The organism is Hydrogenophaga sp. T2 (assembly GCF_049843535.1).
GTDB classification, from domain to species: Bacteria; Pseudomonadota; Gammaproteobacteria; order Burkholderiales; family Burkholderiaceae_C; genus Hydrogenophaga; species Hydrogenophaga crocea.
Map to the genome: position 1 here is coordinate 23,278 of NZ_JBBHZJ010000008.1, position 20,148 is coordinate 43,425.

General features: G+C 70.9%; 24 protein-coding genes. 7 read left to right on the forward strand and 17 right to left on the reverse strand.

The window, feature by feature from the left end; all coding sequences use genetic code 11:
- Position 1: 1 nt before the first annotated feature.
- The 8 genes from WDZ95_RS17730 to WDZ95_RS17765 form a co-directional block, all read right to left on the reverse strand.
- Positions 2–1,360: a hypothetical protein gene (locus WDZ95_RS17730; protein WP_425780370.1), complete on the reverse strand. Its 1,359-nt coding sequence runs from the start codon at positions 1,358–1,360 to the stop codon at positions 2–4.
- A 76-nt stretch (positions 1,361–1,436) separates the two neighbouring features.
- Positions 1,437–1,850 carry a hypothetical protein gene (locus WDZ95_RS17735; protein ID WP_425780372.1) on the reverse strand — a complete coding sequence of 138 codons (414 nt, stop codon included), beginning with the start codon at positions 1,848–1,850 and terminating at the stop codon, positions 1,437–1,439.
- A gap of 39 nt (positions 1,851–1,889) precedes the next feature.
- Positions 1,890–2,168, reverse strand: a complete 279-nt coding sequence (locus WDZ95_RS17740; protein WP_425780374.1) for a hypothetical protein — start codon at positions 2,166–2,168, stop codon at positions 1,890–1,892.
- A gap of 13 nt (positions 2,169–2,181) precedes the next feature.
- Positions 2,182–3,234 (reverse strand): glycerophosphodiester phosphodiesterase, encoded by a 1,053-nt coding sequence (locus tag WDZ95_RS17745; RefSeq protein WP_425780376.1) that lies wholly within the window; start codon positions 3,232–3,234, stop codon positions 2,182–2,184.
- Positions 3,235–3,287: 53 nt separating this feature from the next.
- Complete coding sequence (locus WDZ95_RS17750; protein ID WP_425780378.1) at positions 3,288–4,031, reverse strand: amino acid ABC transporter ATP-binding protein; 744 nt, start codon at positions 4,029–4,031, stop codon at positions 3,288–3,290.
- Positions 4,032–4,041: 10 nt separating this feature from the next.
- Complete coding sequence (locus WDZ95_RS17755; protein ID WP_425780380.1) at positions 4,042–5,145, reverse strand: amino acid ABC transporter permease; 1,104 nt, start codon at positions 5,143–5,145, stop codon at positions 4,042–4,044.
- Between the two features lie 4 nt (positions 5,146–5,149).
- Positions 5,150–6,322: an amino acid ABC transporter permease gene (locus tag WDZ95_RS17760; RefSeq protein ID WP_425780745.1), complete on the reverse strand. Its 1,173-nt coding sequence runs from the start codon at positions 6,320–6,322 to the stop codon at positions 5,150–5,152.
- Positions 6,323–6,445: 123 nt separating this feature from the next.
- Complete coding sequence (locus tag WDZ95_RS17765) at positions 6,446–7,483, reverse strand: amino acid ABC transporter substrate-binding protein (RefSeq protein WP_166224164.1); 1,038 nt, start codon at positions 7,481–7,483, stop codon at positions 6,446–6,448.
- Positions 7,484–7,833: 350 nt separating this feature from the next.
- Between WDZ95_RS17765 and WDZ95_RS17770 the strand changes: the two genes are divergently transcribed.
- From WDZ95_RS17770 to WDZ95_RS17780, 3 genes are all read left to right on the forward strand, one after another.
- Positions 7,834–9,555, forward strand: coding sequence for a long-chain fatty acid--CoA ligase (locus WDZ95_RS17770; protein WP_425780382.1), 1,722 nt, complete (start codon positions 7,834–7,836; stop codon positions 9,553–9,555).
- Between the two features lie 15 nt (positions 9,556–9,570).
- Positions 9,571–9,825: a hypothetical protein gene (locus WDZ95_RS17775; RefSeq protein ID WP_425780384.1), complete on the forward strand. Its 255-nt coding sequence runs from the start codon at positions 9,571–9,573 to the stop codon at positions 9,823–9,825.
- A gap of 97 nt (positions 9,826–9,922) precedes the next feature.
- Positions 9,923–10,282, forward strand: coding sequence for a hypothetical protein (locus WDZ95_RS17780; RefSeq protein ID WP_425780386.1), 360 nt, complete (start codon positions 9,923–9,925; stop codon positions 10,280–10,282).
- Here the strand turns inward: WDZ95_RS17780 and WDZ95_RS17785 are convergent.
- Positions 10,270–11,079 (reverse strand): DUF2189 domain-containing protein, encoded by an 810-nt coding sequence (locus WDZ95_RS17785; RefSeq protein ID WP_425780388.1) that lies wholly within the window; start codon positions 11,077–11,079, stop codon positions 10,270–10,272. The two genes, WDZ95_RS17780 and WDZ95_RS17785, sit on opposite strands and share 13 nt — an antisense overlap.
- An 85-nt stretch (positions 11,080–11,164) precedes the next feature.
- Between WDZ95_RS17785 and WDZ95_RS17790 the strand changes: the two genes are divergently transcribed.
- Both WDZ95_RS17790 and WDZ95_RS17795 read left to right on the forward strand, forming a co-directional pair.
- Positions 11,165–11,908, forward strand: coding sequence for a 2OG-Fe dioxygenase family protein (locus WDZ95_RS17790; protein WP_425780390.1), 744 nt, complete (start codon positions 11,165–11,167; stop codon positions 11,906–11,908).
- A gap of 4 nt (positions 11,909–11,912) precedes the next feature.
- The gene (locus tag WDZ95_RS17795) at positions 11,913–12,320 is read left to right on the forward strand and encodes a YkvA family protein (RefSeq protein WP_425780392.1); all 408 of its coding nucleotides are present in this window, start codon (positions 11,913–11,915) and stop codon (positions 12,318–12,320) included.
- A gap of 10 nt (positions 12,321–12,330) precedes the next feature.
- Here the strand turns inward: WDZ95_RS17795 and WDZ95_RS17800 are convergent, their stop codons facing one another.
- Genes WDZ95_RS17800 through WDZ95_RS17810 form a run of 3 tightly spaced genes read right to left on the reverse strand, consistent with a single transcriptional unit; the run spans position 12,331 to position 13,509 of the window.
- Positions 12,331–12,651, reverse strand: a complete 321-nt coding sequence (locus tag WDZ95_RS17800; RefSeq protein ID WP_425780394.1) for a hypothetical protein — start codon at positions 12,649–12,651, stop codon at positions 12,331–12,333.
- Positions 12,638–12,931 (reverse strand): BrnT family toxin, encoded by a 294-nt coding sequence (locus tag WDZ95_RS17805; RefSeq protein WP_425780396.1) that lies wholly within the window; start codon positions 12,929–12,931, stop codon positions 12,638–12,640. The genes WDZ95_RS17800 and WDZ95_RS17805 overlap by 14 nt, the downstream gene beginning before the upstream one ends.
- A 50-nt stretch (positions 12,932–12,981) precedes the next feature.
- Complete coding sequence (locus tag WDZ95_RS17810; RefSeq protein WP_425780398.1) at positions 12,982–13,509, reverse strand: cupin domain-containing protein; 528 nt, start codon at positions 13,507–13,509, stop codon at positions 12,982–12,984.
- 95 nt (positions 13,510–13,604) lie between these two features.
- Here WDZ95_RS17810 and WDZ95_RS17815 point away from each other — a divergent pair, with 95 nt between their 5' ends.
- Together WDZ95_RS17815 and WDZ95_RS17820 are read left to right on the forward strand one after the other, a co-directional pair.
- Entirely contained in the window at positions 13,605–14,180 is a 576-nt protein-coding gene (locus WDZ95_RS17815) for a DUF2889 domain-containing protein (RefSeq protein WP_425780400.1), read from the forward strand.
- Positions 14,181–14,288: 108 nt separating this feature from the next.
- A complete protein-coding gene (locus WDZ95_RS17820; RefSeq protein WP_425780402.1) occupies positions 14,289–15,191 on the forward strand; it encodes a c-type cytochrome in 903 nt (300 codons plus the stop codon).
- A gap of 24 nt (positions 15,192–15,215) precedes the next feature.
- Here WDZ95_RS17820 and WDZ95_RS17825 read toward each other — a convergent pair whose 3' ends face one another.
- From WDZ95_RS17825 to WDZ95_RS17845, 5 genes are all read right to left on the reverse strand, one after another.
- Positions 15,216–16,409 (reverse strand): serine hydrolase domain-containing protein, encoded by a 1,194-nt coding sequence (locus WDZ95_RS17825; protein WP_425780404.1) that lies wholly within the window; start codon positions 16,407–16,409, stop codon positions 15,216–15,218.
- Positions 16,406–17,428 carry a methionine synthase gene (locus WDZ95_RS17830; RefSeq protein ID WP_425780747.1) on the reverse strand — a complete coding sequence of 341 codons (1,023 nt, stop codon included), beginning with the start codon at positions 17,426–17,428 and terminating at the stop codon, positions 16,406–16,408. The genes WDZ95_RS17825 and WDZ95_RS17830 overlap by 4 nt, the downstream gene beginning before the upstream one ends.
- A 107-nt stretch (positions 17,429–17,535) precedes the next feature.
- Positions 17,536–18,720: a beta-ketothiolase BktB gene (gene bktB / locus WDZ95_RS17835; protein WP_425780406.1), complete on the reverse strand. Its 1,185-nt coding sequence runs from the start codon at positions 18,718–18,720 to the stop codon at positions 17,536–17,538.
- Between the two features lie 60 nt (positions 18,721–18,780).
- Positions 18,781–19,344 carry a histidine phosphatase family protein gene (locus WDZ95_RS17840; protein WP_425780408.1) on the reverse strand — a complete coding sequence of 188 codons (564 nt, stop codon included), beginning with the start codon at positions 19,342–19,344 and terminating at the stop codon, positions 18,781–18,783.
- A 23-nt stretch (positions 19,345–19,367) separates the two neighbouring features.
- Entirely contained in the window at positions 19,368–20,147 is a 780-nt protein-coding gene (locus tag WDZ95_RS17845) for an SDR family NAD(P)-dependent oxidoreductase (RefSeq protein WP_425780410.1), read from the reverse strand.
- Position 20,148: the final 1 nt, after the last annotated feature.

Below are 20,148 nucleotides of genomic sequence, written 5' to 3' on the forward strand. Positions count from 1 at the left end.
TTCAGTGGCCTCCGGCGTCGGCTTGGGCGGCGGCCGCCGCGGGGGCGGCCGTGTCGGGCTGGTAGGGCGCGCCCGCGAGCAGGGCCCGCCAGCTCGCCTGCGCGCGCCACCCGGCGGCGCGCGCCTGTTGCGCGGTGTCGAGCGCGTCCAGGCGCTGTCGCGCGCTGGCCAGCAACTGCCAGGTGCTGTCGAACATGCCGTTGTAGCGCTGCTGGCTTTCCTGCTGCTGCGCGTCGGCCAGGCCCGCGATGTGGCGCTCGGCGTGTTGCGCGAACGCATGGCTCGCCTGCAGCCGGGCCCAGGCGCTGCGCGCCATGGCGCGGCGCTCGCTGGCACGCGCGATCAGGCGGGCGCGCTGTTCTTCGGCTTCCTGCAGGCGGGCATCACGCAGCAGGCCGAGCTGGTCGATGTGCGGCGGCATGGCCGGGCCCTGGCCGGGCTCCGGCAGGGCCTGCAGCGCGGCGTCGCGGGCGCTGTCCCAGGCACGCCAGCGGCCGTCGGGCAGGGCCGCGAAGGCGCGGCGCGCGGGCTCGCGTTCGAGCGCGAGCAGCGGGTCGGCGCGCAGCACGGCGGCCTCGACGCCGCCGTCGGCGGGCAGGCCGGCATCGGCGCGCTCGGGCAGCGCGGGCAGGCCGGGCGGCAGCCGCTCGGCCAGGGCCGCCACGGCCTCGGCCTGCCACAGGCCCATGAGGCCGGCCAGGCGTTCGATCGCGTCGCGCGCGGCCAGCTCGGCGTCGGCGCTGGCCTGCCAGGCGGCGGCTTCGATGGCCTGCTCCTGCATCAGCCGCGCGGCGGGCCAGTTGCCCACGCGCACCATGCGCCGGCCGAGCTCGCTGCCCTGGCGGCTGGCGTCGAGCACCGCGGCGCGCAGGCGGGCACGCTCGCGCGCCGCCACCGCGGCGATCCAGGCGTGCTGCACCTCGCGCACGTGCTCGGCGTAGGCGATGCGCACCCGCGCCTGTTCCAGCGGGTTCATGCCGGCGTGGGTGAAGAGCCCGGGCCGCAGGCGCAGCGAGGCACGCAGGACCTCGCCCACGCCGAGGGGCGTGGCGCTGGCCGCACGGGCCGGGGCGGGGCGGGTGTCGGCCTGTGCGGCTTCCCAGCGCAGCAGGTCGATGTGGCCGCGCGGGAACTCGGCCACGCGCTGGTTGGCCTCGCGCCAGAGGGCGCGGGCGGCCGCCAGGTCGGCCGGGCCGTCGGGGGTGTCCAGCCGTTGCGCGGGCGGCAGGACCAGGGTGGACACGGCCACCGGGGTGTCGGGATCGGCGGCGCGCAGGGCGTCGTCGGGCGGCCCGGCCCAGGCGGGCAGGGCCAGGGTCAGCGCCCACCACAGCGGCGCCGAACGGAAGGGGGTGTTCATGGGGTCTCCTGAAGGTCGAACCGGCGTTCGCCCGGCGCCGGACGGCGTCGAGCGGACGCACCAAGGGTGCGAAACCTCAGGCGATGGGCGGCTTGGTGGGCTGGCGCGGGGCCAGGCTGGCGAAACGCTGCTGGCGCTCGACCCGTGGCGCGTGCTCGATGGCGGTGACCGCGACCGCGGACGCGGGCGGGCTCAGGACCGGGCCGTTGCAGACCTCGCAGAGCAGGTGGGCTTGGGCGCCGGCGGGGCCGTGGTCGTTGTCGGCGGGCGCATCGGCCAGGGCCGGCGCGGCGTGCGGGCTGCCGTGGTCGCGGTGATCGTGGTGCTCGTGAGGGCGTTGGTCGTGGGGCGCGATGACCGCGTCGGCGGTGGCCACCACGGCCGTGGCGCCGTGGCCGCGGGCCTCGAACATGGACAGGGCCATGGCGTCACCGACCCAGCCGCGCAGGGGCAGCAGGGCGATGAGCAGGGCGATCCAGACGGCACGCATGGGGCGAATGATAGGCGCAGGGGCGGCGAAGTTCCGTGCTCAGGCGGCCGCAGCCAGGCGCCGGCCGGCCTGCTCCAGCCAGCCCTGCAGGTGGGCGTGCAGTTCGCTGTGGCTGAACGAGCAGCTCTCGCCATCGAACAGCGCGCTCGATTCCAGGCGGTCGAGCAATTGGTGGAGCACTTCGGTGAAGCGCGGCGGCAGCGCGGCCAGCAGCTCGGTCTGCGCGCGCAGGCGTTCGGCGGCCTCGTGGGGGCGCAGGCGGTCGGCCTGCAGCGCTTGCAGGGTGTCGCGCGCGGCGTGCAGTCGGGGGTCGTCCATGGGGGCGCGGGGCTCAGTGGGTGGTTGCGGTGCGCACGGCTTGCGGGGCCTGGGAGGCCTGGGCGGGCTCCACCGCGGGCGGCAGGACCAGGCCGCGGCGCATCATCACCGCGCGCAGCCGGTCGGGATGGTCCGTGATGATGCCATCCACGCCCCAGTCGATCAGGCGCTCCATGTCGCTGGTCTCGTTGACCGTCCAGGGAATCACGCGCAGGCCTTCTTCGCGCGCGCGTTCGAGCAGGCGCTGCGAGATGTCGTTGAAGTTCGGCGACCAGAGCCGGCCGCCGGCCGCGGCCACCATGGCGGGCGCGTCCTTGTGGCGCGCGAGCTGGGCCCCGGCCGACCAGACCCCACTTTCCAGGTTGTTCGATCGCGGGCGCTGGATGGTGAGAAAGGACAGCGGCATCTCGGGCGCCAGGCGCTGGGCGGCCTTGAGCACGCTCCAGTCGAAGCTCTGCAGCGTGCTGCGCCCGGCCATGCCGTGCGCCTGGATCACCGCCATCACCGCCTGCACGAAGGCCTCGGGCGCGGGCGATTCGTGCGGCCGCTCGGGGTTGCGCTTGAGCTCGATGCTGAAGCGCACGTGATCGGCGCGCAGCTTGCGGACCAGCTCGAACAGCGATGCGAGCGTGGGGATGCGCTCGCCGTCCACGGCCTGCTGCTGCGGGAAGTCGCGCGCGTAGCGGCTCGAGGGCACGATGCGGCCGACGTCGAACTCGGCGATCTGGGCGAGCGTGAGCGTGTTGAAGGGCTGGCCGCGCGACTGCAACCAGCGGCCGCTGGCGTCGCGCGTGATGTCGGGGTTGGGCGTGGTGTCGTGCGAGATCACGGGCACGCCTTCGGCGCTGAGCACCACGTCGAGCTCGAGCGTGCTGACGCCGATGGCCAGCGCGCGCTCGAAGCCCGCGAGCGTGTTTTCAGGGGCGAGTGCGCGGGCGCCGCGGTGGCCTTGCAGGTCGAAGGCCAGGGCGGCGCCGGCACACCACAGCGACAGGCCCAGGGCGGTGGTGCAGCCCCAGCGCAGCCAGGTGAGGCGGCGCGCGGGTGCGGGTTCCAGCGTTGGCATGGCGGTCTCCTTGATGCGCGGGCATTGTGCGCCCGCGCGGTGACCGTCTCAAGTCAATGCCCGAGGATCTTTGACAGGAAGTCCTTGCTGCGCTCGTTCTGCGGGTTGTTGAAGAAGGCCTCGGGCGTGTTCTGCTCGACGATCTGTCCCTGGTCCATGAAGATCACGCGGTCGGCCACGGCCTTGGCGAAGCCCATCTCGTGCGTCACGCACAGCATGGTGATGCCCTGGTTGGCGAGCTCGATCATCACGTCGAGCACCTCCTTGATCATCTCGGGGTCGAGCGCGGAGGTCGGCTCGTCGAACAGCATGATCTTGGGCGTGAGGCACAGCGCGCGCGCGATGGCCACGCGCTGCTGCTGGCCGCCCGAGAGCTGCAGCGGGTACTTCTGCGCCTGCTCGGCGATGCGCACGCGCTTCAACTGCTGCATGGCGCGTTCTTCGGCCTCTTTCTTGGGCATCTTGCCCACCCACATCGGCGAGAGCGTGAGGTTCTCGAGCACGGTGAGGTGAGGGAACAGGTTGAACTGCTGGAACACCATGCCCACGTTCTTTCGCACCTGGTCGATGGCCTTGATGTTGTCGGTGAGTTCCACGCCGTCCACCGTGAGCGTGCCCTGCTGGTGCTCTTCGAGCCGGTTGATGCAGCGGATCAGCGTGGACTTGCCCGAGCCCGAGGGGCCGCAGATCACGATGCGCTCGCCCTTGGCGACCGAGAGGTCGATGTCGCGCAGCACGTGAAAGTCGTTGCCGTACCACTTGTTGACTTTGTCGAATCGGATGATGGGTTCGCTCATGTTCTGTCTTTCAACGCGCCTTGCTGGCGGCCAGTTGTTTTTCGACCCACAGGCTGTAGCGCGACATGGCGAAGCAGCCCGAGAAATAGATGAGGGTGATGAAGAAGTAGGCCTCGAGCTTGAACGGGCGCCACTGCACGTCGGAGTTCAGGGCCAGGGCCAGCGCCCCCGTGAGCTCGTAGAGCGACACGATGGTGACCAGGGAGGTGTCCTTGAACAGCGAGATGAAGGTGTTCATGATGCTCGGCACCACCATGGACAGCGCCTGCGGCAGCACGATGAGCCGCTGCGTCTGCCAGTAGCCCAAGCCGAGCGAGTCTGCCGCCTCGAACTGGCCCTTGGGCACGGCCTGCAGGCCACCGCGCACCGTCTCGGCCATGTAGGCCGCGATGAACAGCGTGAGGCCCGCGATCACGCGAACCAGCACGTCGACCGTGACGCCCTGCGGCACGAACAGCGGGAACATGAACGAGGCCATGAACAGCACCGAGATCAGCGGCACGCCGCGCACCAGCTCCACGTAGAGCACGCAGATGGTGCGGATCGCGGGCAGCTTGGCGCGCCGCCCCAGGGCCACCACCACGGCGAGCGGGAAGGCCAGGAACAGCGAGATCACCGACAGCATGATGGTCAGCGGAAAGCCGCCCCAGAGCTCGGTGCGCACCGGTGACAGGCCCAGCACGCCGCCGCCCATGAGCGTGAAGAACAGCGCGAGGATGGCGATCCACAGCGCGATCAGCCAGCGCTTCCAGAAGGCGCGCATGCAGCTCACGACCAGGCCGCCGATGACGAGCAGGGTGGCCACGAGCGGTCGCCATTGTTCGTCGAAGGGGTAGCGGCCGAACAGGATGATGCGGTACTTCTCGGCCACCACGCCCCAGCACGCGCCCACGCCGCGCGCGGCCTGGCAGGCGTCGGCGTCGGGTCGGAACACGGCGCCCGCGATGATCCAGCGCCACAGGCCGGGCAGGGCCCAGACCAGCAGCAGCGCGATGAACAGCGTGGTGGCGGTGGAGCGCCAGTCGGCGAAGAGGTTGCGTCGGGCCCAGGCCACGGGGCCCGACTGGCGCAGCGGCGACGGCCGCGGCGCGATGGGTTGGAACTGTGCGCTCATGGGATCAGCGCTCCTTGATCGCCATGCGGCGGTTGTAGGCGTTCATCACCAGCGAGGTCGTGAGCGAGGTGCTCAGGTAGACCAGCATGATGATCGCGATGCATTCGACGGCGCGCCCGCTCTGGTTGATGGTGGTGTTGGCGATCGAGACCACGTCGGGATAGCCCACCACCACTGCGAGCGAGGAGTTCTTGGTGAGGTTCAGGTACTGGTTGGTGAGCGGCGGGATGATCACGCGCATGGCCTGCGGCAGCACCACGAGCTTCATCTTCTGCCGCGGGTTCAGGCCCAGCGCGGAAGCGGCCTCGTCCTGCCCGCGGCTGACCGACTGGATGCCGCCGCGCACCACCTCGGCCACGAAGGACGCGGTGTACATGGTGAGACCGATCAGCAGGGCCATGAACTCGGGCGTGAGCGCCATGCCGCCGTCGACCATGAAGGCCAGTTGCTCGGGCACGCTCCAGGCGCGCGGCATGCCGGCCACGACCCAGCCCACCAGGGCAAAGGCCACCAGCATGGCCAGCGGCGCCCAGAAGCGGTCGCCATCCTGGCCCGTGGCCTCGAAGCGCTGCTGCACGCGGCGGCGCCAGAACACGCCGGCCACCGCACCCACCGCGAGCCCGCCGAGCACCGCGCCCACGCCCGTGGTGGGCCATGGAAACGACAGGCCGCCCTTGCTCAGGAACACCAGGCCACCGAAGGCCCAGGCCTCGTTGGCCGCGGGCAGCAGTTCGATGAACACCAGGTACCACATGAGCAGCTGCAGCAGCAGCGGCACGTTGCGGAAGGCTTCCACGTAGCCGTAACAGAGGCCGCGCACCAGCGCGTTGCGCGAGAAACGGCCCACGCCCAGCATGACGCCCAGGACCGTGGTGAACACGATGCCCGCGATGGCCACCTTCACGGTGTTGAGCACGCCGACCCAGATCGCCTTGCCGTAGCTCTGGCTGGGGTCGTAGTCGATCAGTTTCTCGCCGATGTCGAAGCCGGCGTTGGCCCCGAGGAAATCGAAGCCGCTCTGGATGCCACGCGCGCGCATGTTGAGCTGCGTGTTGTGCGCGAGGTACCACAGGCCGAGCGCGAGCAGCGCCAGCGCGATGACCTGGTAGATCACGCCGCGCGTGGCACGGCTGTTGAGCGACCAGCGTCGGGAATGGGGAGGGGGGGATGCGGGGATGGTCAAGATGGACCTCGCCGTTGAAGGGCGGACACGAAAGGCGTCCGCCACGGCCAGCGCCGCCGCGAACGCACCGGAGAAGGCGGGTGGGGCCGCCGCGGCGGCCTCACCCGCGGGTGGCGCTCAGCGGATCGGCGGGGCGTAGAGCACGCCGCCCTTGGTCCAGAGGTTGTTGACGCCGCGCGGCAGCTGGATCGGCGTCTTGGGGCCGACGTGACGCTCGAACTGCTCGCCGTAGTTGCCCACGGCCTTGATGGCGCGGTACGCCCATTCCTTGTCGAGACCCAGCAGCTTGCCGGTGTCTTCGTTGCCCATGCCCAGGATGCGCATCACCGAGGGGTTGGTGCTGGAGCTCTTGAGCTGGTCGACGTTGGCCTGCGTGATGCCGTATTCCTCGGCCTCGATCAGCGCGAATCCCACCCAGCGCACGATGGCGGCGAAGTCGTCGTCACCGCGGCGCACGGCCGGGCCCAGGGGTTCCTTGGAGATCAGCTCGGGCAGGATCACGTGGTCGTCGGGCACCGCCATGTCCTTGGCGCGCGACGAGGCCAGGCCCGAGGCGTCGGTGGTGTAGGCCTGGCAGCGGCCCGAGGCGTAGGCGGCCAGCGCGGCTTCGAGTTTCTCGAACACCACGGGCTTGAGGCCCAGGTTGTTGGCGCGCGAGTAGTCGGTCAGGTTGAGCTCGGTGGTGGTGCCCGATTGCACGCAGACGGTGGCGCCCTTGAGCTGCTTGGCGCTGTTGACCTTGAGCTTCTTGGGCACCATGAAGCCCTGGCCGTCGTAGAAGTTCACCCCCGTGAAGGTCAGGCCCAGCGAAGCGTCGCGCGTGAGGGTCCAGGTGGTGTTGCGGGCCAGCAGGTCGATCTCGCCCGACTGCAGGGCCGTGAAGCGCTGCTGCGCCGTGAGCGGCACGTAGCGCACCTTGTCGGCGTTGCCCAGCAGGGCCGCGGCCACCGAGCGGCACACGTCCACGTCCATGCCGCTCCACTTGCCCTGGCTGTCGGCGGCCGAGAAGCCCGGCAGGCCGGTGTTGACCCCGCAGTTGAGTTCGCCGCGCTTCTTGATGGCGTCGACGTCCTTGCCCGCGTGCGCGGGCAGGGCGAGCAGCGTGGCGGCGGCGCACAGCGCCAGTGCGGTCAGCTTCTGGGAGGGGGATTTCATGCGGTCACTCCGGGTAGGGAAAGGGATTTCTCGGGCCACCGCCTCGCACCCGTTCGGTGCGGGAGCGGCTGCGGGGCACTGTAGTCCGCGCCTTTTGGGCGAGGGATCGGGGTTTACGTGGGCGGCTCATGCAAAGCTTTTATCGACTTATCGGCAGGCCGGCCCCGCTCGCCACGGTCGGCGGCATTGTCAGCACGTTCCATGCCATTGCCACCGCGCCGGTCGTGAGGCTTAGGTCGCTGCTGCGACAAACCCCGATGCGGTTTCGCAGCGGGCGACCGTATGCTGCTGTCCAGACGCCTAGGCCTTGTGGCCTGTACACAAGGCGCCACGACAGGAGACAAGCCGCCATGCAAGCCGCCCCGTCCGCGCCCGCGCGCGCCCACCACCGTGTCTGGCCGCGCCGGTTGCCGCACGCGCTGCAACCGCCCGCCACCTCGCTCTGGCACAACCTTGTGGTCAGCGCGCTGCGTTACCCGCACAAGCCCGCGCTGGTGTTCTTCGACCGGCAGACCACCTACGCGGAGCTGCTCGCGCAGGCCGAGCGCCTGGCGGCGCACCTGCGCACCCAGGGCGTGCAGGACGGCGACCGCGTGATCGTGTTCATGCAGAACTGCCCGCAGTGGATCGTGGCGTATTACGCCGTGCTGCGCGCCAATGCCGTGGTGGTGCCGGTGAACCCCATGAACAAGGCCGACGAGCTCGGGCACTACATCACCGATCCCGATGCCCGGGTGGCCATCTGCGCCGCCGATCTCGCGGGCGAACTGCTGAAGGCCAACGATGGCGTGCCCGAAGGCGCGCGCCTGCACCACCTGGTGGTGGCGCACTACGGCGACGCCATGGGGCCCGCGGCCGAGGTTCCGCCGGGCTGGCAGGCCTGGCTGGGCAGCCGCCATGAACGGCCCGTGCTGCCGGGCGGCAGCGTGGCCGACTGGGCCGAGGCCCTGGCCTGCACCGCCCCGCTGCCGGCGCACAACCGCGGTCCCGACGACCTCGCCGTGCTGCCCTACACCAGCGGCACCACCGGCCTGCCCAAGGGCTGCATGCACCCGCACCGCACCCTCATGCACAACGCGGTGGCCGCCAACCTCTGGGGCACCACCTCGCCCGAGACGGTGTCGCTGGTGGTGGTGCCGCTGTTCCACATCACCGGCATGGTGGCGGGCATGCACGCGGGCATCTACAGCAGCTCGACCATGGTGCTGATGCCGCGCTGGGACCGCGAACTGGCCGGGCAGCTCATCTCGCGCTGGCGCGTGACCAACTGGACCAACATCCCCACCATGGTGATCGACCTGCTGGCCAGCCCACGCTTCGACCAGTACGACCTCTCCAGCCTGGTCTACATCGGCGGCGGCGGCGCGGCCATGCCGCAGGCGGTGGCGCAGCGCCTGCTCGAGCAGTTCGGGCTGCGTTTCGTCGAGGGCTATGGCCTGACCGAAACCGCGGCGCCCTCGCACAACAACCCGCCCGACCACCCCAAGCAGCAGTGCCTGGGCATTCCCTTCATGAGCTGCGATGCGCGCGTCGTCGACCCCGACACGCTGCGGGAAATGCCGCCCGGCGAGGCGGGCGAGATCATCATCCACGGCCCCATGGTGTTCGATGGCTACTGGAAGCGCCCCGACGCCACGGCCGCGGCCTTCATCACCTTCGAGGGCAAGCGCTTCTTCCGCTCGGGCGACCTGGGGCGCGTCGACGAGGACGGCTACTTCTTCATCACCGACCGCCTCAAGCGCATGATCAACGCCAGTGGCTTCAAGGTCTGGCCGGCCGAGGTCGAGGCATTGATGTTCAAGCACCCCGCGATCGCCGAGGCCTGCGTGATCGCCACCCAGGACGCCTACCGCGGCGAGAGCGTGAAGGCCGTGGTGGTGTTGCGTGCCGACGCCCGCGGCCGCACCAGCGAGCAGGACATCCTCGACTGGTGTCGCGAGCACATGGCGGTCTACAAGGCGCCGCGCGAGGTGCAGTTCGTGGACGCGCTGCCCAAGAGCGGCAGCGGCAAGGTGATGTGGCGCTGGCTGCAGGAGCAGGAGGCCGCACGCGCCGCGGCGCCCATCGCCTAGGCACAATCGCGGCCCATGCCGTCCCTCGTCCAAGCCATCCGCCGCCTGTGGCAACCGCGCAATGGCCTGTTCTGGCTCATGCTCGGCTTCCAGGTGCTCTCCAGTGTGCTGGTGCTGTTCATCCAGGTGCGGCAACCGCCGCCGGGGCTGCGCCTGGCGCTGGGGCTGCTCGCCCTCACCAACAGCCTGCTGAGCTGGTGGTTGCTTGCCCGCTTGTGGCGCGAAAGCGATGCCGGCGAGACAAAGACCACGAACGCCCCGAAACGGTGACAACGCCCGTTACAAGTCGCGCGTTTTGTGCTGGAATGTCGCCGCGCGTCGGCCCTTGTGTGCCGGACGTCGCTTGCACCGCGCCGTACCCCACAACATGAAGCAATTCATTTCCACCCTGTTCGACACCGTGGCCCAGCGGCTGCACGGCACGGATTCCCGGCGCGACGACGACCCCTACCGCCTGGCCCGGGTGCGAAAAGCCATGCTGGAGCTGGTGGGTGACGCCAGCAACTGGGAGGCCGAGCAGCTGCGCCACCGCCTGCTGGTGGCCGAGTCGGCGCGGGCCCTGTGGTTCATGCGGCCCGACCTGCTGCAGTGGCTGTGCCGCGCCCAGGACGAGCGCGCCGCGATGGACCAGGTGATGGCCCTGCAGCCCCTGTTCGAAGGCCTGATCGAGACCTCGCTGCTCTCGTCGACGCGCCGCGACCGGCGCGACCGCTCCTACGGCGCCTGAGCCGGATCGGCCGGTACCGCGCTGCGGTAGGCGTGCCAGCTCGCGTGCCCGAGCACCGGCCCCGCCACGAGCAGGCCCGCCATCAGCGGCAGCGCCAGCGCGGCGCCCGTGAGCAGCACGATCAGCGCGCCCCAGGCGAGCATCACGCCCGGGTTCTCGAGGCAGGCGCGGATGCTCGTAAGGCCGGCCGTGATCGCGTCGGTGCCGCGGTCGAGGATCATGGGAATGCTCACCACGCTGGTGACGAAGATCAGGCCCGCGAACACCGCGCCCACCGAGCACCAGGTGATGAGGAATTCGAGGTTCTCGCCCGACAGCAGCTGGCCGAGCAGGCGCTGCGGATCGGGCATGCTGTTGAAGCTCACCGCGAACACCACGAGCGAGGCGCGGCCCCAGAGCATCTCCAGAATCAGCAGCACGCCGCCGAAGATGGCCAGCGTGCCCTTGGACGGCCACCAGGCACCCAGCGAGTCGCCCAGCCGCGGCGTGCCGCCGCGTTGCAGCACGCGGCTGGCGTGGTAGAGCCCCAGGCACAGCAGCGGCCCCACCAGCAGAAAGCCCGCCGACAGGGCCAGCACATAGGCCGGCGCGGCGCGGAACACCCACAGCAGCGCCTGGCCCATGGCCAGGAAACACGCGCCGTAGAACAGGCCGATGCCGGGGCAGCGCACGAAGTCGGCCCAGCCCGCGCGCAACCAGCGCCAGGGGTCGCTGGCGCGCAGCGCGGCCACGCGCGGGCCGATGGCGGCGGGCGCCGGCCCGGGCGGCGGCGGGGTGGGGTCGGTGGCGGCGTTCATGGGCCGATTGGGCCACCGCCGCGCGCGCACGCGGCCAAGGGCTTACCCGGGGAAGGCCCGGGGTCGCCGGCCTACACTTGCCGGCATGTCCGCCGCCGAGTTTTCGCCCCCTTACCTTTCCCCCAACGCCATCGACACCGCGCTGCGCGAGCGCGGTGTGGGCCTGCTCAGCGGTGAAGACACCGCGGCCTGGATCGGCGTGCCGCTGGCCGAGCTCAAGGCGCTCGAACCCCACTGGGACCGCCTGGTGGCGGACGGCTACCTCAAGGACGGTGGCCGCTACCGCCAGCGCCGCCACAGCTGCTTCGTGGTGGACGGTGGGCGGGTGCAGCCGGTGCCGCACCGCGCCCACTGGCAGCCGGTGGAATACAACGCCTTGCACGGCGGCATGCAGCGCTGGTTCGAGCCCATGGAGCCGGCCATGGTGGCTGCGCCCGCCTGGACGCGGCTGCTGCAGCGCCTGGCCGCCTCGGCCGACGCCTTGCGCGGCGCGCAGCCCTGGTACGTCGAGGCCCACCCGTTCCGCATCGACACCACCGACGGCATCGGCCGCCCCACGCCCGAGGGCGCTCACCGCGACGGCGTGGACCTGGTGGCGGTGTTCCTCGTGGGGCGCCACGCGATCAAGGGCGGTGAAAGCCGCGTGTTCGAGGCCAACGGCCCGAATGGCCAGCGCTTCACGCTGCGCGACCCGTGGTCGCTGCTGCTGCTCGACGACCCGCGCGTGATCCACGAAAGCACGCCCATCCAGCCCGAAGACCCCGAGGGCCACGGCTGGCGCGACACGCTGGTGGTGACGCTGCGCGCCGGCGGCTTCCAGGGCGGCTGAGACCATGGGCGCGATCGCGCGCTTGAAGCAGTGGGCGCGCGGCCTCAAGCGCGACGCCATGACCCTGTGGTTCGCCCGCCGCCACCCGCAGACGCCCTGGGCGGTGAAGCTGCTGGTGCTGATGGTGGTGGGCTACGCGCTGAGCCCGATCGACCTCATCCCCGATGCGATCCCGGTGCTGGGCCTGCTCGACGACGCGCTGCTGCTGCCCTTGCTGATCGCGCTGGCCTTGCGGCTGCTGCCGCCCCAGGTGCTCAGCGACGCGCGCGCCGAGGCCGATGCCTGGCAGACCGCGGGCCACGCGCGGCCGCGCAGCCGCCTGGGAGCGGCAGTGATCGTGGGCCTGTGGGTGCTGGCCTTGGCGGGCCTGGGGTGGTTGGGCTGGCGCGCGTGGGACGGCGCGGGCGCCTGAGCGGAGCGCTTCAGCCTTTGCGTCGACGGCCGCTGCCGTAGGCCGGTGGTGCCGGTTCTTCGGTCCGTACCTCGACGAGCCGGCCCGTCGCATATTTATGCAGCACGCTGGCGATCAGCGTCTGGTAGGGCATGCCTTCTTCCAGGGCCCTGGTCTGGATGTCCTGCAGATCGCCCGACGTCAGGCGAATGTTCACGCGTCGGTCTTTGATGGACGTGGCACGGGCCGCTGCACGCGCCTTGGCCAGTTCGCTGCGCGTGGCCACCGATCTGAGTTGTCCCTTCTCGAAGGCAGCCAGCAAATCCGATTCGTAGGCGTCAAGCTTGGGCATCGTTGGCTCCGAGGGACAGGTAGTCGCGCGTGGCTTTTCGGCTGGGGATGATGGTCTTGAGGAAGCTGTGATCGGTGTCTGGCACAAAGGGCACCAGGTGCACATAGCCATCGAGTGCCACAACAAGGATCTTTTGGCCCGGGTACCGCGAGGCGTTGGGATGGACCACGATGTCGAGCAGGCCGCCATTCTCGATGGCCACCACGATGGCCTCGAATGAGACGCCGCGTTGGGCCAGCAGGGCAGCGTTCTTTTCGGGACTCCACCGAAACGGCTTCATGGCCGCATTCTAGGCATGTGTGCCTTTTCGGCACACACCGTCACGTCGCCTCACACCCCGCCCGTGGGGTGCGTCGGGTCCACCCACAGCACCGTCTCGGGCTTCTCGGCCGGCTCGATGTCGAGGTTGACCGCCACCGCCTGGCCGTCGCTGCGGCACAGCACGCATTCGAGCACCTCGTCGGCGCTGGCGTTGATCTCCTGGTGCGGCACGTAGGGCGGCACGTAGATGAAATCGCCCGGGCCGGCCTCGGCGGTGAACTCGAGCTGATCGCCCCAGCGCATGCGCGCGCGGCCCTTGACCACGTAGATCACGCTTTCGAGGTGGCCGTGGTGGTGGGCGCCGGTCTTGGCGTCGGGGTGGATGGTGACGGTACCGGCCCAGAGCTTCTGCGCGCCCACGCGCGCGAAGTTGATCGCCGCCTTGCGGTCCATGCCCGGGGTGGAGGGCACGTTGCCGTCGAGCTGGTTGCCGGGCACCACGCGCACGCCGTCGTGCTTCCAGCGCGGCTCGCCGTGGTCGTGGTCGTGGGCATGTCCGTGCGGGTGGGCGTCGTCGGGGTGGTGCTCGTGGGCCATGGGGTGCTCCTCGGGGATGACGCGAGTGTGCCAGCGGCGCGGGCGCGATGGCCCGACAATCGCGGGTTTTCCCGCAGCCCCCACGGAGACCCGCCTTGCCCCTGCCAGACCCCGCACCGCGAAAGGCCATGCACACCCGCCGCGTCACCTACCAGGGCTTCCAGCGCGAAGACGGCCTGTGGGACATCGAAGGCGAGCTGCACGACAGCAAGCCCTTCGATTTCCACATCAAGGGCGAGCGCGAGTGGAAGGGCGGCGAGCCGGTGCACCACATGCGCATCCGCGTCACCTTCGACGATGCCATGGTGATCCGCGCCATTGACGTCGCCATGGACGCGTTCCCGCACCAGCCCTGCCCGCAGGCGCTGCCGCCCATGCAGCGCATGGTGGGCGAGGTGCTGGGCAAGGGCTGGCGCCACACCATCCAGCGGCACCTGGGCGGCATCGAGGGCTGCACCCACCTGCGCGAGCTGCTGTTCAACCTGGCCACGGCCGCCATGCAGACGCGCGTGGGCTCGTTCTCGCTCAGCAGCGACGGCCGGCCGCCGCCGCACCTGGGCCAGTGCCGCTCGTGGGACTTCGACGGCCCGGTGGTGGAGAAGGTCTACCCCATGTTCTTCCGCTGGCGGCCGCCGGCCCCGCGCGAGCCCGCGGACCAGGGCGCGACCTGAAAAATTGCTTAACCCGGCGTTGCGGGCGCCTTTCTCCCGCCGCCATGGGTTGACGCCGCGCGAGCGGCCGGCGTGCAATCGCTCCACCCAACGAGGAGGGGTGAAAACATGACCAACAACGCAAAACGCACGCGCTGGTGGCGCGTGCTGGGCATCGGCCTGGGCAGCGTGCTGCTGCTGGCGGCCGCGGCCCTGGCCACCGGCCTGTTCCTGGCCGAACGCAAGATGCAACGCCGCGTGGAGCTGCCCGGCCTGCAGGCCGTGGCCTACCGCAGCGACGCCGTTGCGCTGGAGCGCGGGAGCTACCTGTACGCCTCGCGCGGCTGCGTGGACTGCCACGGCGCCAACGGCGCCGGCCGCACCTTTGCCGACGAGGGCGGCCTCGTCATCGCCGGCCCCAACATCACCCCCGGCCCGGGCGGCGTGGTGGCGGCCTACCAGCCGATCGACTGGGTGCGCGCCATCCGCCATGGCGTGAGCCCGCAGGGCCGCGCGTTGATGGTGATGCCGAGCGAGGACTACAACCGCTTCACCGACGACGACCTGGCCGCGCTCGTGGCCCACATCCGCGCGCTGCCCCCGCAAAGCGGCCAGGGCGCGGTGGTGAAGTTGCCGCCGCCCGTGAAGGCGCTCTATGGCTTCGGCGCCATCAAAGACGCCGCGGCCAAGATCGACCACTCGCTGCCCCCGCAAGCCCCCGTGCCCGAGGGTGTGACGCTCGAACACGGCCGCTACGTGGCCAACATGTGCATCGGCTGCCACGGCGCTTCGCTGGCCGGCGGCAAGATCCCCGGCGGCCCGCCCGACTGGCCGCCGGCCTCGCGGCTCAAACCGGGCGAGGGCAGCGTGATGGGGCGCTACCCCGATGCCGAGGCGCTGATCGCGCTGTTCCGCAGCGGCCAGCGGCCCGACGGCACGGTGGTGAAGGTGATGCCTTTCGAGTCGCTGCGCGCCATGAGCGAGACCGACCTGAGGGCGCTGCACCTGTACCTGAAGGGCCTGCCCGGCTGAGCGCGCGAAGCGGGCCCGCCGCCCTCAGGCCACCACGGCCCCATACACCAGGCCGCGCATCGCGCCCCGGTAGTGCACCCGCTGGTTCGGCGCCTGCGCCATGAAGACCGCGAACAGGTCGAGCGCCGGGTCGACGAAGAAGTGCGTGCCGCCGATGCCGCTCCAGTGGTAGGTGCCCACCGAGCCGTGCACCGCCGCCTCGCCCGCTGCGGTGCGCACCGCAAAGCCCAGGCCGAAGCCGTGGCCGGGGGGCAGCAGCGGGTTGTCGGCGTGGGGCACGCTCGCGCCCAGGTGGTCGGCTGTCATGAGCGCCAGGGTGTGCGGCGACACGACGCGCACGCCACCGAGTTCGCCGCCGTTCAACAGGCATTGCAGAAAGCGCGCGTAGTCGTGCGCGGTGGACATGAGCCCACCGCCGCCCATTTCGAGCCGGGGCACTTCGCGCGGGTCGTGCAGGGGCATCTGCACGCCGCCGTCGGGGTCGTGCCCGAAGGCTTCGGCGATGCGGTGGTGCCGATCGGGCGGCACGTGAAAGGCCGTGTCGTGCATGCCCAGCGGGTGCAGCAGGGTTTCGCGCAGGTGATCGCCCAGGCCCTGGCCGGTGACCACCTCGATCACGCGGCCCAGCACGTCGGTGGCGCGGCTGTAGGCCCAGGCGCTGCCGGGCTGGTGGGCCAGGGGCAGGGCGGCCAGGCGTTCGCAGAGTTCGGCGTTGGTCTGGTCGCGCCGGCCCAGGCCGGCCTGGGCGTAGAGCGCGTTCACATGCCCGTTGCCGGTGAACTCGTAGGTGAGGCCGGCGGTGTGGCGCAGCAGGTCCTGCACGGTGCCGGGCCGGGTGGCGGGCACCAGCGCCACCCCATGCGGGCCGGGCACGGCCACCTGCTGGCGCAGGAAGCCGGGGATGTACTGGCCCACCGGGTCGCTCAGTTGCAGGCGGCCCTGTTCCACCAGGCGCATGGCCGCCACCGAGACGATGGGCTTGGTCATGGAGTAGATGCGGTAGATCGCATCGGGGCGCAGGGGCTCGTCGCGCCCGGGGTCGCGGCGGCCCACGCAGGCGTCGAGCACCACCCGGCCGCGCCGCGCGATCAGCAACTGCGCGCCGGGCAGGCGACCGCGCTCCACCTCGTGCTGCAGCCAGCGCACGATGTGCTGCGTGCGCTCGGGGCACAGGCCCTGTTCGGCCGGGGTGGCCACGGGCAGGCCGTGGGTGCTCATCGGCCGTAGCGCTCGCGGGCCAGCGCCGCGCCCTTGGCCAGCGCGTCGAGCTTGGCCAGGGCCACCTCGCGGCTCATGGGCGCCAGGCCGCAGTTGGTGCAGGCGATGAGCTTGTCGCGCGGCACGTATTGCAGCGCCTGGCCGATGGTCTCGGCCACCTGCTCGGGCGTTTCCACGGTGTCGCTGGCCACGTCGATCACGCCCACCATCACCTCTTTGCCCTGCAGCAGCGCCATCAGCTCGGGCGGCACGTGCGAGTGGAAGCACTCCAGGCTCACCTGGTCGATGCGGCTCTTCGCGAGCGCGGGGAACACCTGCTCGTACTGGCGCCATTCTTCGCCCAGGGTTTCCTTCCACTTCACGTTGGCTTCGATGCCGTAGCCGTAGCAGATGTGCACGGCGGTTTTGCAGGTCAGGCCCTGTGCGGCGCGCTCCAGCGCCTTCACGCCCCAGTCGGCCGCTTCGGCCATGTAGACGTTGAAGGCGGGTTCGTCGAACTGGATGATGTCCACGCCATCGGCCTGCAGCGCCAGCGCTTCCTGGTTGAGCAGTTCGGCGAAGGCCATGGCCATCTTCACCTTGTCGCCGTAGTAGCGGTCGGCCACGGTGTCGACGATGGTCATGGGGCCGGGCAGCGTGAACTTGAGCGGCTTCTTCGTGTGCTGGCGCGCGAGCTGCGCCTCGAAGGCGTGCACGCGGCCCTTGAGCTTCAAGGGCGCCACCACCTGCGGCACCAGGGCGTCGTAGCGGTTGTTGCGGATGCCCATCTTCACCTTGTTGATGAAGTCGATGCCTTCCACGTGTTCCACGAAGCCGTGCACGAAGTGCTGGCGCGCCTGCTCGCCGTCGCCGATCACGTCGAGGCCGGCGTCTTCCTGCGCCTTGATCCACAGCAGCGTGGCGTCGGCCTTGGCCTGCTGCAGCTCGGCGCCCTCGGCCTTCCACTGCGGCCAGAGTTTCTGCGTTTCGGCGAGCCAGGCGGGTTTGGGCAGGCTGCCGGCGATGGCGGTGGTGAACAGCATCTTGTCTCCTGATTTCCTGTCGAGAGGTGCCGCGGAACCGGCTTTGCCGGGCCGCTGGCGCCGCCCCCTGGAGGGGGTCGCGCGCAGCGCGGCGGGGGTGCGCGTCACGCGCGCTCGAATACCGCGGCAATGCCCTGGCCGCCGCCGATGCACATGGTGACCAGCGCGTAGCGCCCGCCGGTGCGCTGCAGCTCGTGCACCGCCTTCACGGTGATCAGCGCGCCGGTGGCGCCGATGGGGTGGCCGAGCGAAATGCCCGAGCCGTTGGGGTTGACCTTGGCGGGGTCGAGGCCGAGGTCGCGGATCACCGCGCAGGCCTGGGCCGCGAAGGCCTCGTTGGCCTCGACCACGTCGATGTCCCGGATGCTCAGCCCGGTCTTCTTGAGCACGGCCTGCGTGGCCGGCACCGGGCCGATGCCCATGTACTTCGGGTCCACGCCCGCATGTGCGTAACCCACCAGCCGCGCCAGCGGCTTGAGGCCGCGCGCCTTCACCTCGGCGCCGTTCATGAGCACCACGGCCGCGGCAGCGTCGTTCAGGCCCGAGGCATTGCCCGCGGTGACGGTTCCGTTCTCTTTCACGAACACCGGCTTGAGCTTGGCCATGTCTTCGAGCGTGGCGTTGGCGCGGAAGTGCTCGTCGGTGTCGAAGGCGACCTCCCCCTTGCGGGTCTTGAGCTTCACGGGAACGATCTGGTCCTTGAAGTACCCGGCCTCGGTGGCGCGCTGGGCGCGGTTGTGGCTCTCGACCGCGAGCTTGTCCTGCTCGTCGCGGGCAATGCCCCACTTGGCCGCGATGTTCTCGGCCGTGACGCCCATGTGGATGGTGTGGAAGGGGTCGTGCAGCGCGCCGACCATCATGTCCACGAGCTGGGTGTCGCCCATGCGCGCGCCCCAGCGCGTGTTCAGGCTGGCATAGGGCGCGCGGCTCATGCTCTCGGCGCCGGCGCCGATGGCGATCTTCGCGTCGCCCAGCAGAATGCTCTGCGCCGCCGACACGATGGCCTGCAGGCCCGAGCCGCACAGGCGGTTCACGTTGAAGGCCGGCGTGCCTTGTGCGCAGCCGCCGTCGAGCGCGGCCACGCGCGAGAGGTACATGTCGCGCGGCTCGGTGTTGACCACGTGGCCGAACACCACGTGGCCCACGTCGTCGCCGCTCACCTGGGCGCGCGCGAGCGATTCGCGCACCACGAGCGCGCCGAGCGCGGTGGGCGGGCTGTCTTTGAGGCTGCCGCCGAAGGTGCCGATGGCGGTGCGCACGGCGCTGACGACGAAGACGTCTGTGGACATGTCGGTTTTCTCCAGGGAATCGATCGGGGAAGGGGAACGCGGCATCCTAAGCCGCGCGGATCAGAAGGCCTGTCGCGCAAGCACGCGCAGGCGCTGGCCATCGGCCTCGGGCCGCGCCACGAAGACCTCGCCCATGGCGGGGTTCTCGCCCGTGAGCGCGGTGATGTTGACCTGGTGGGTCACGAGCATCCAGTTGGCGGGCGCGCGCAGGCCACGCACGGCCGCGAGCACCGCGCGCGTCTGCGCGTCGCGCTCGCCCGCACCGTCGAAAAAGGAATTGACCGGCGCCCACACCGTGTGGCGGCCGAAGGCGAGCTGTGCGGTGTCGATGCAGCGGCACCAGGCGCTGCTGCGCACCTCGTCGAGGCGGATGCCTTCGCGCCGGAAGGCCTCGCCCACGCGTCGCGCCTGCTCGCGGCCTTCGGCGCTGAGGTTGCGCTGCGTGCCGCATTCGCCCAGGCGGAACCCGGGCGGATCGCCCACGCCGGGCTCGGTGCGCGCGTGGCGCATCAGCACCACGTTGGCGCCTTCGCGCAGCAGGGTCCAGAAGTCGCGGTTCTGCGCCCGGGCGCCGCCCGCGGCGAGCAGGGCGGTGGCGGCGATGAAGCGGCGTCGTTGCAGCATGGGCTCCTCGGGGGTGGCGGGGTTCAGGCGTCGCGCACGTCGGCAACGGGGTGCTGACCGAAGTCGGGTCGATCGAGCCAGGCCAGCACGCGCTGCGCCGCGCCCTCGGGCGTGCTCAGCAGGCCTTTCTCGCGCAGATCGACGAAGCGCTGGCGGTCGGGAAAGCCTTGCGGGTCGCCCGCGCGCAGCTGCTGCTGCATGTCGGTGTCGATCACGCCGGGCGCGAGCGAGACCAGGCGCGCGCCGCGCGGGTGATGCGCTTCGTCGAGCGCGGCGCAGCGCGTGAAGTGGTCGAGCCCGGCCTTGGCCGCGCAATAGGGCCCCTGCGCGGCCATGGCGTTGCGGCCCAGGCCCGACGAGATGTTGAGCACCTTGCGCGGGCCGGACCAGCCCGCCTCGGCCCAGGCGCGCGTGGCCGCGAGAAAGGCCGCGGTGAGCTGCATGGGCGCTTCCAGGCCCACGCGCAGCGCGTTGGCGAGCTGCTCGGGCGGGCAGTCGTCGATCGGGCCGATGCGTGGGATCACGCCCGCGTTGTTGATCAGCGTGGCGCTGGCGATTTCGGCGGGCCGCAGGCTGGCGAGCCAGTTGGCCAGGCGCTCGCGCGCGCCCGCGGTGTCGGCCAGGTCTTGCGACCACTGCACCAGCGGTGCGCCGGCCGCGTCGGCCTGGGCCTGCAGCTCGGCGCTGATCTGGCGCGACAGGCACAGCAGCAGCCGGTTGGGCGCGAGCAGCTGGCGCGCCATGGCCAGGCCCATGCCGCGCGAGGCGCCGGTGAGCACGGTGAGGTGGTGGGGGGCAGTCATG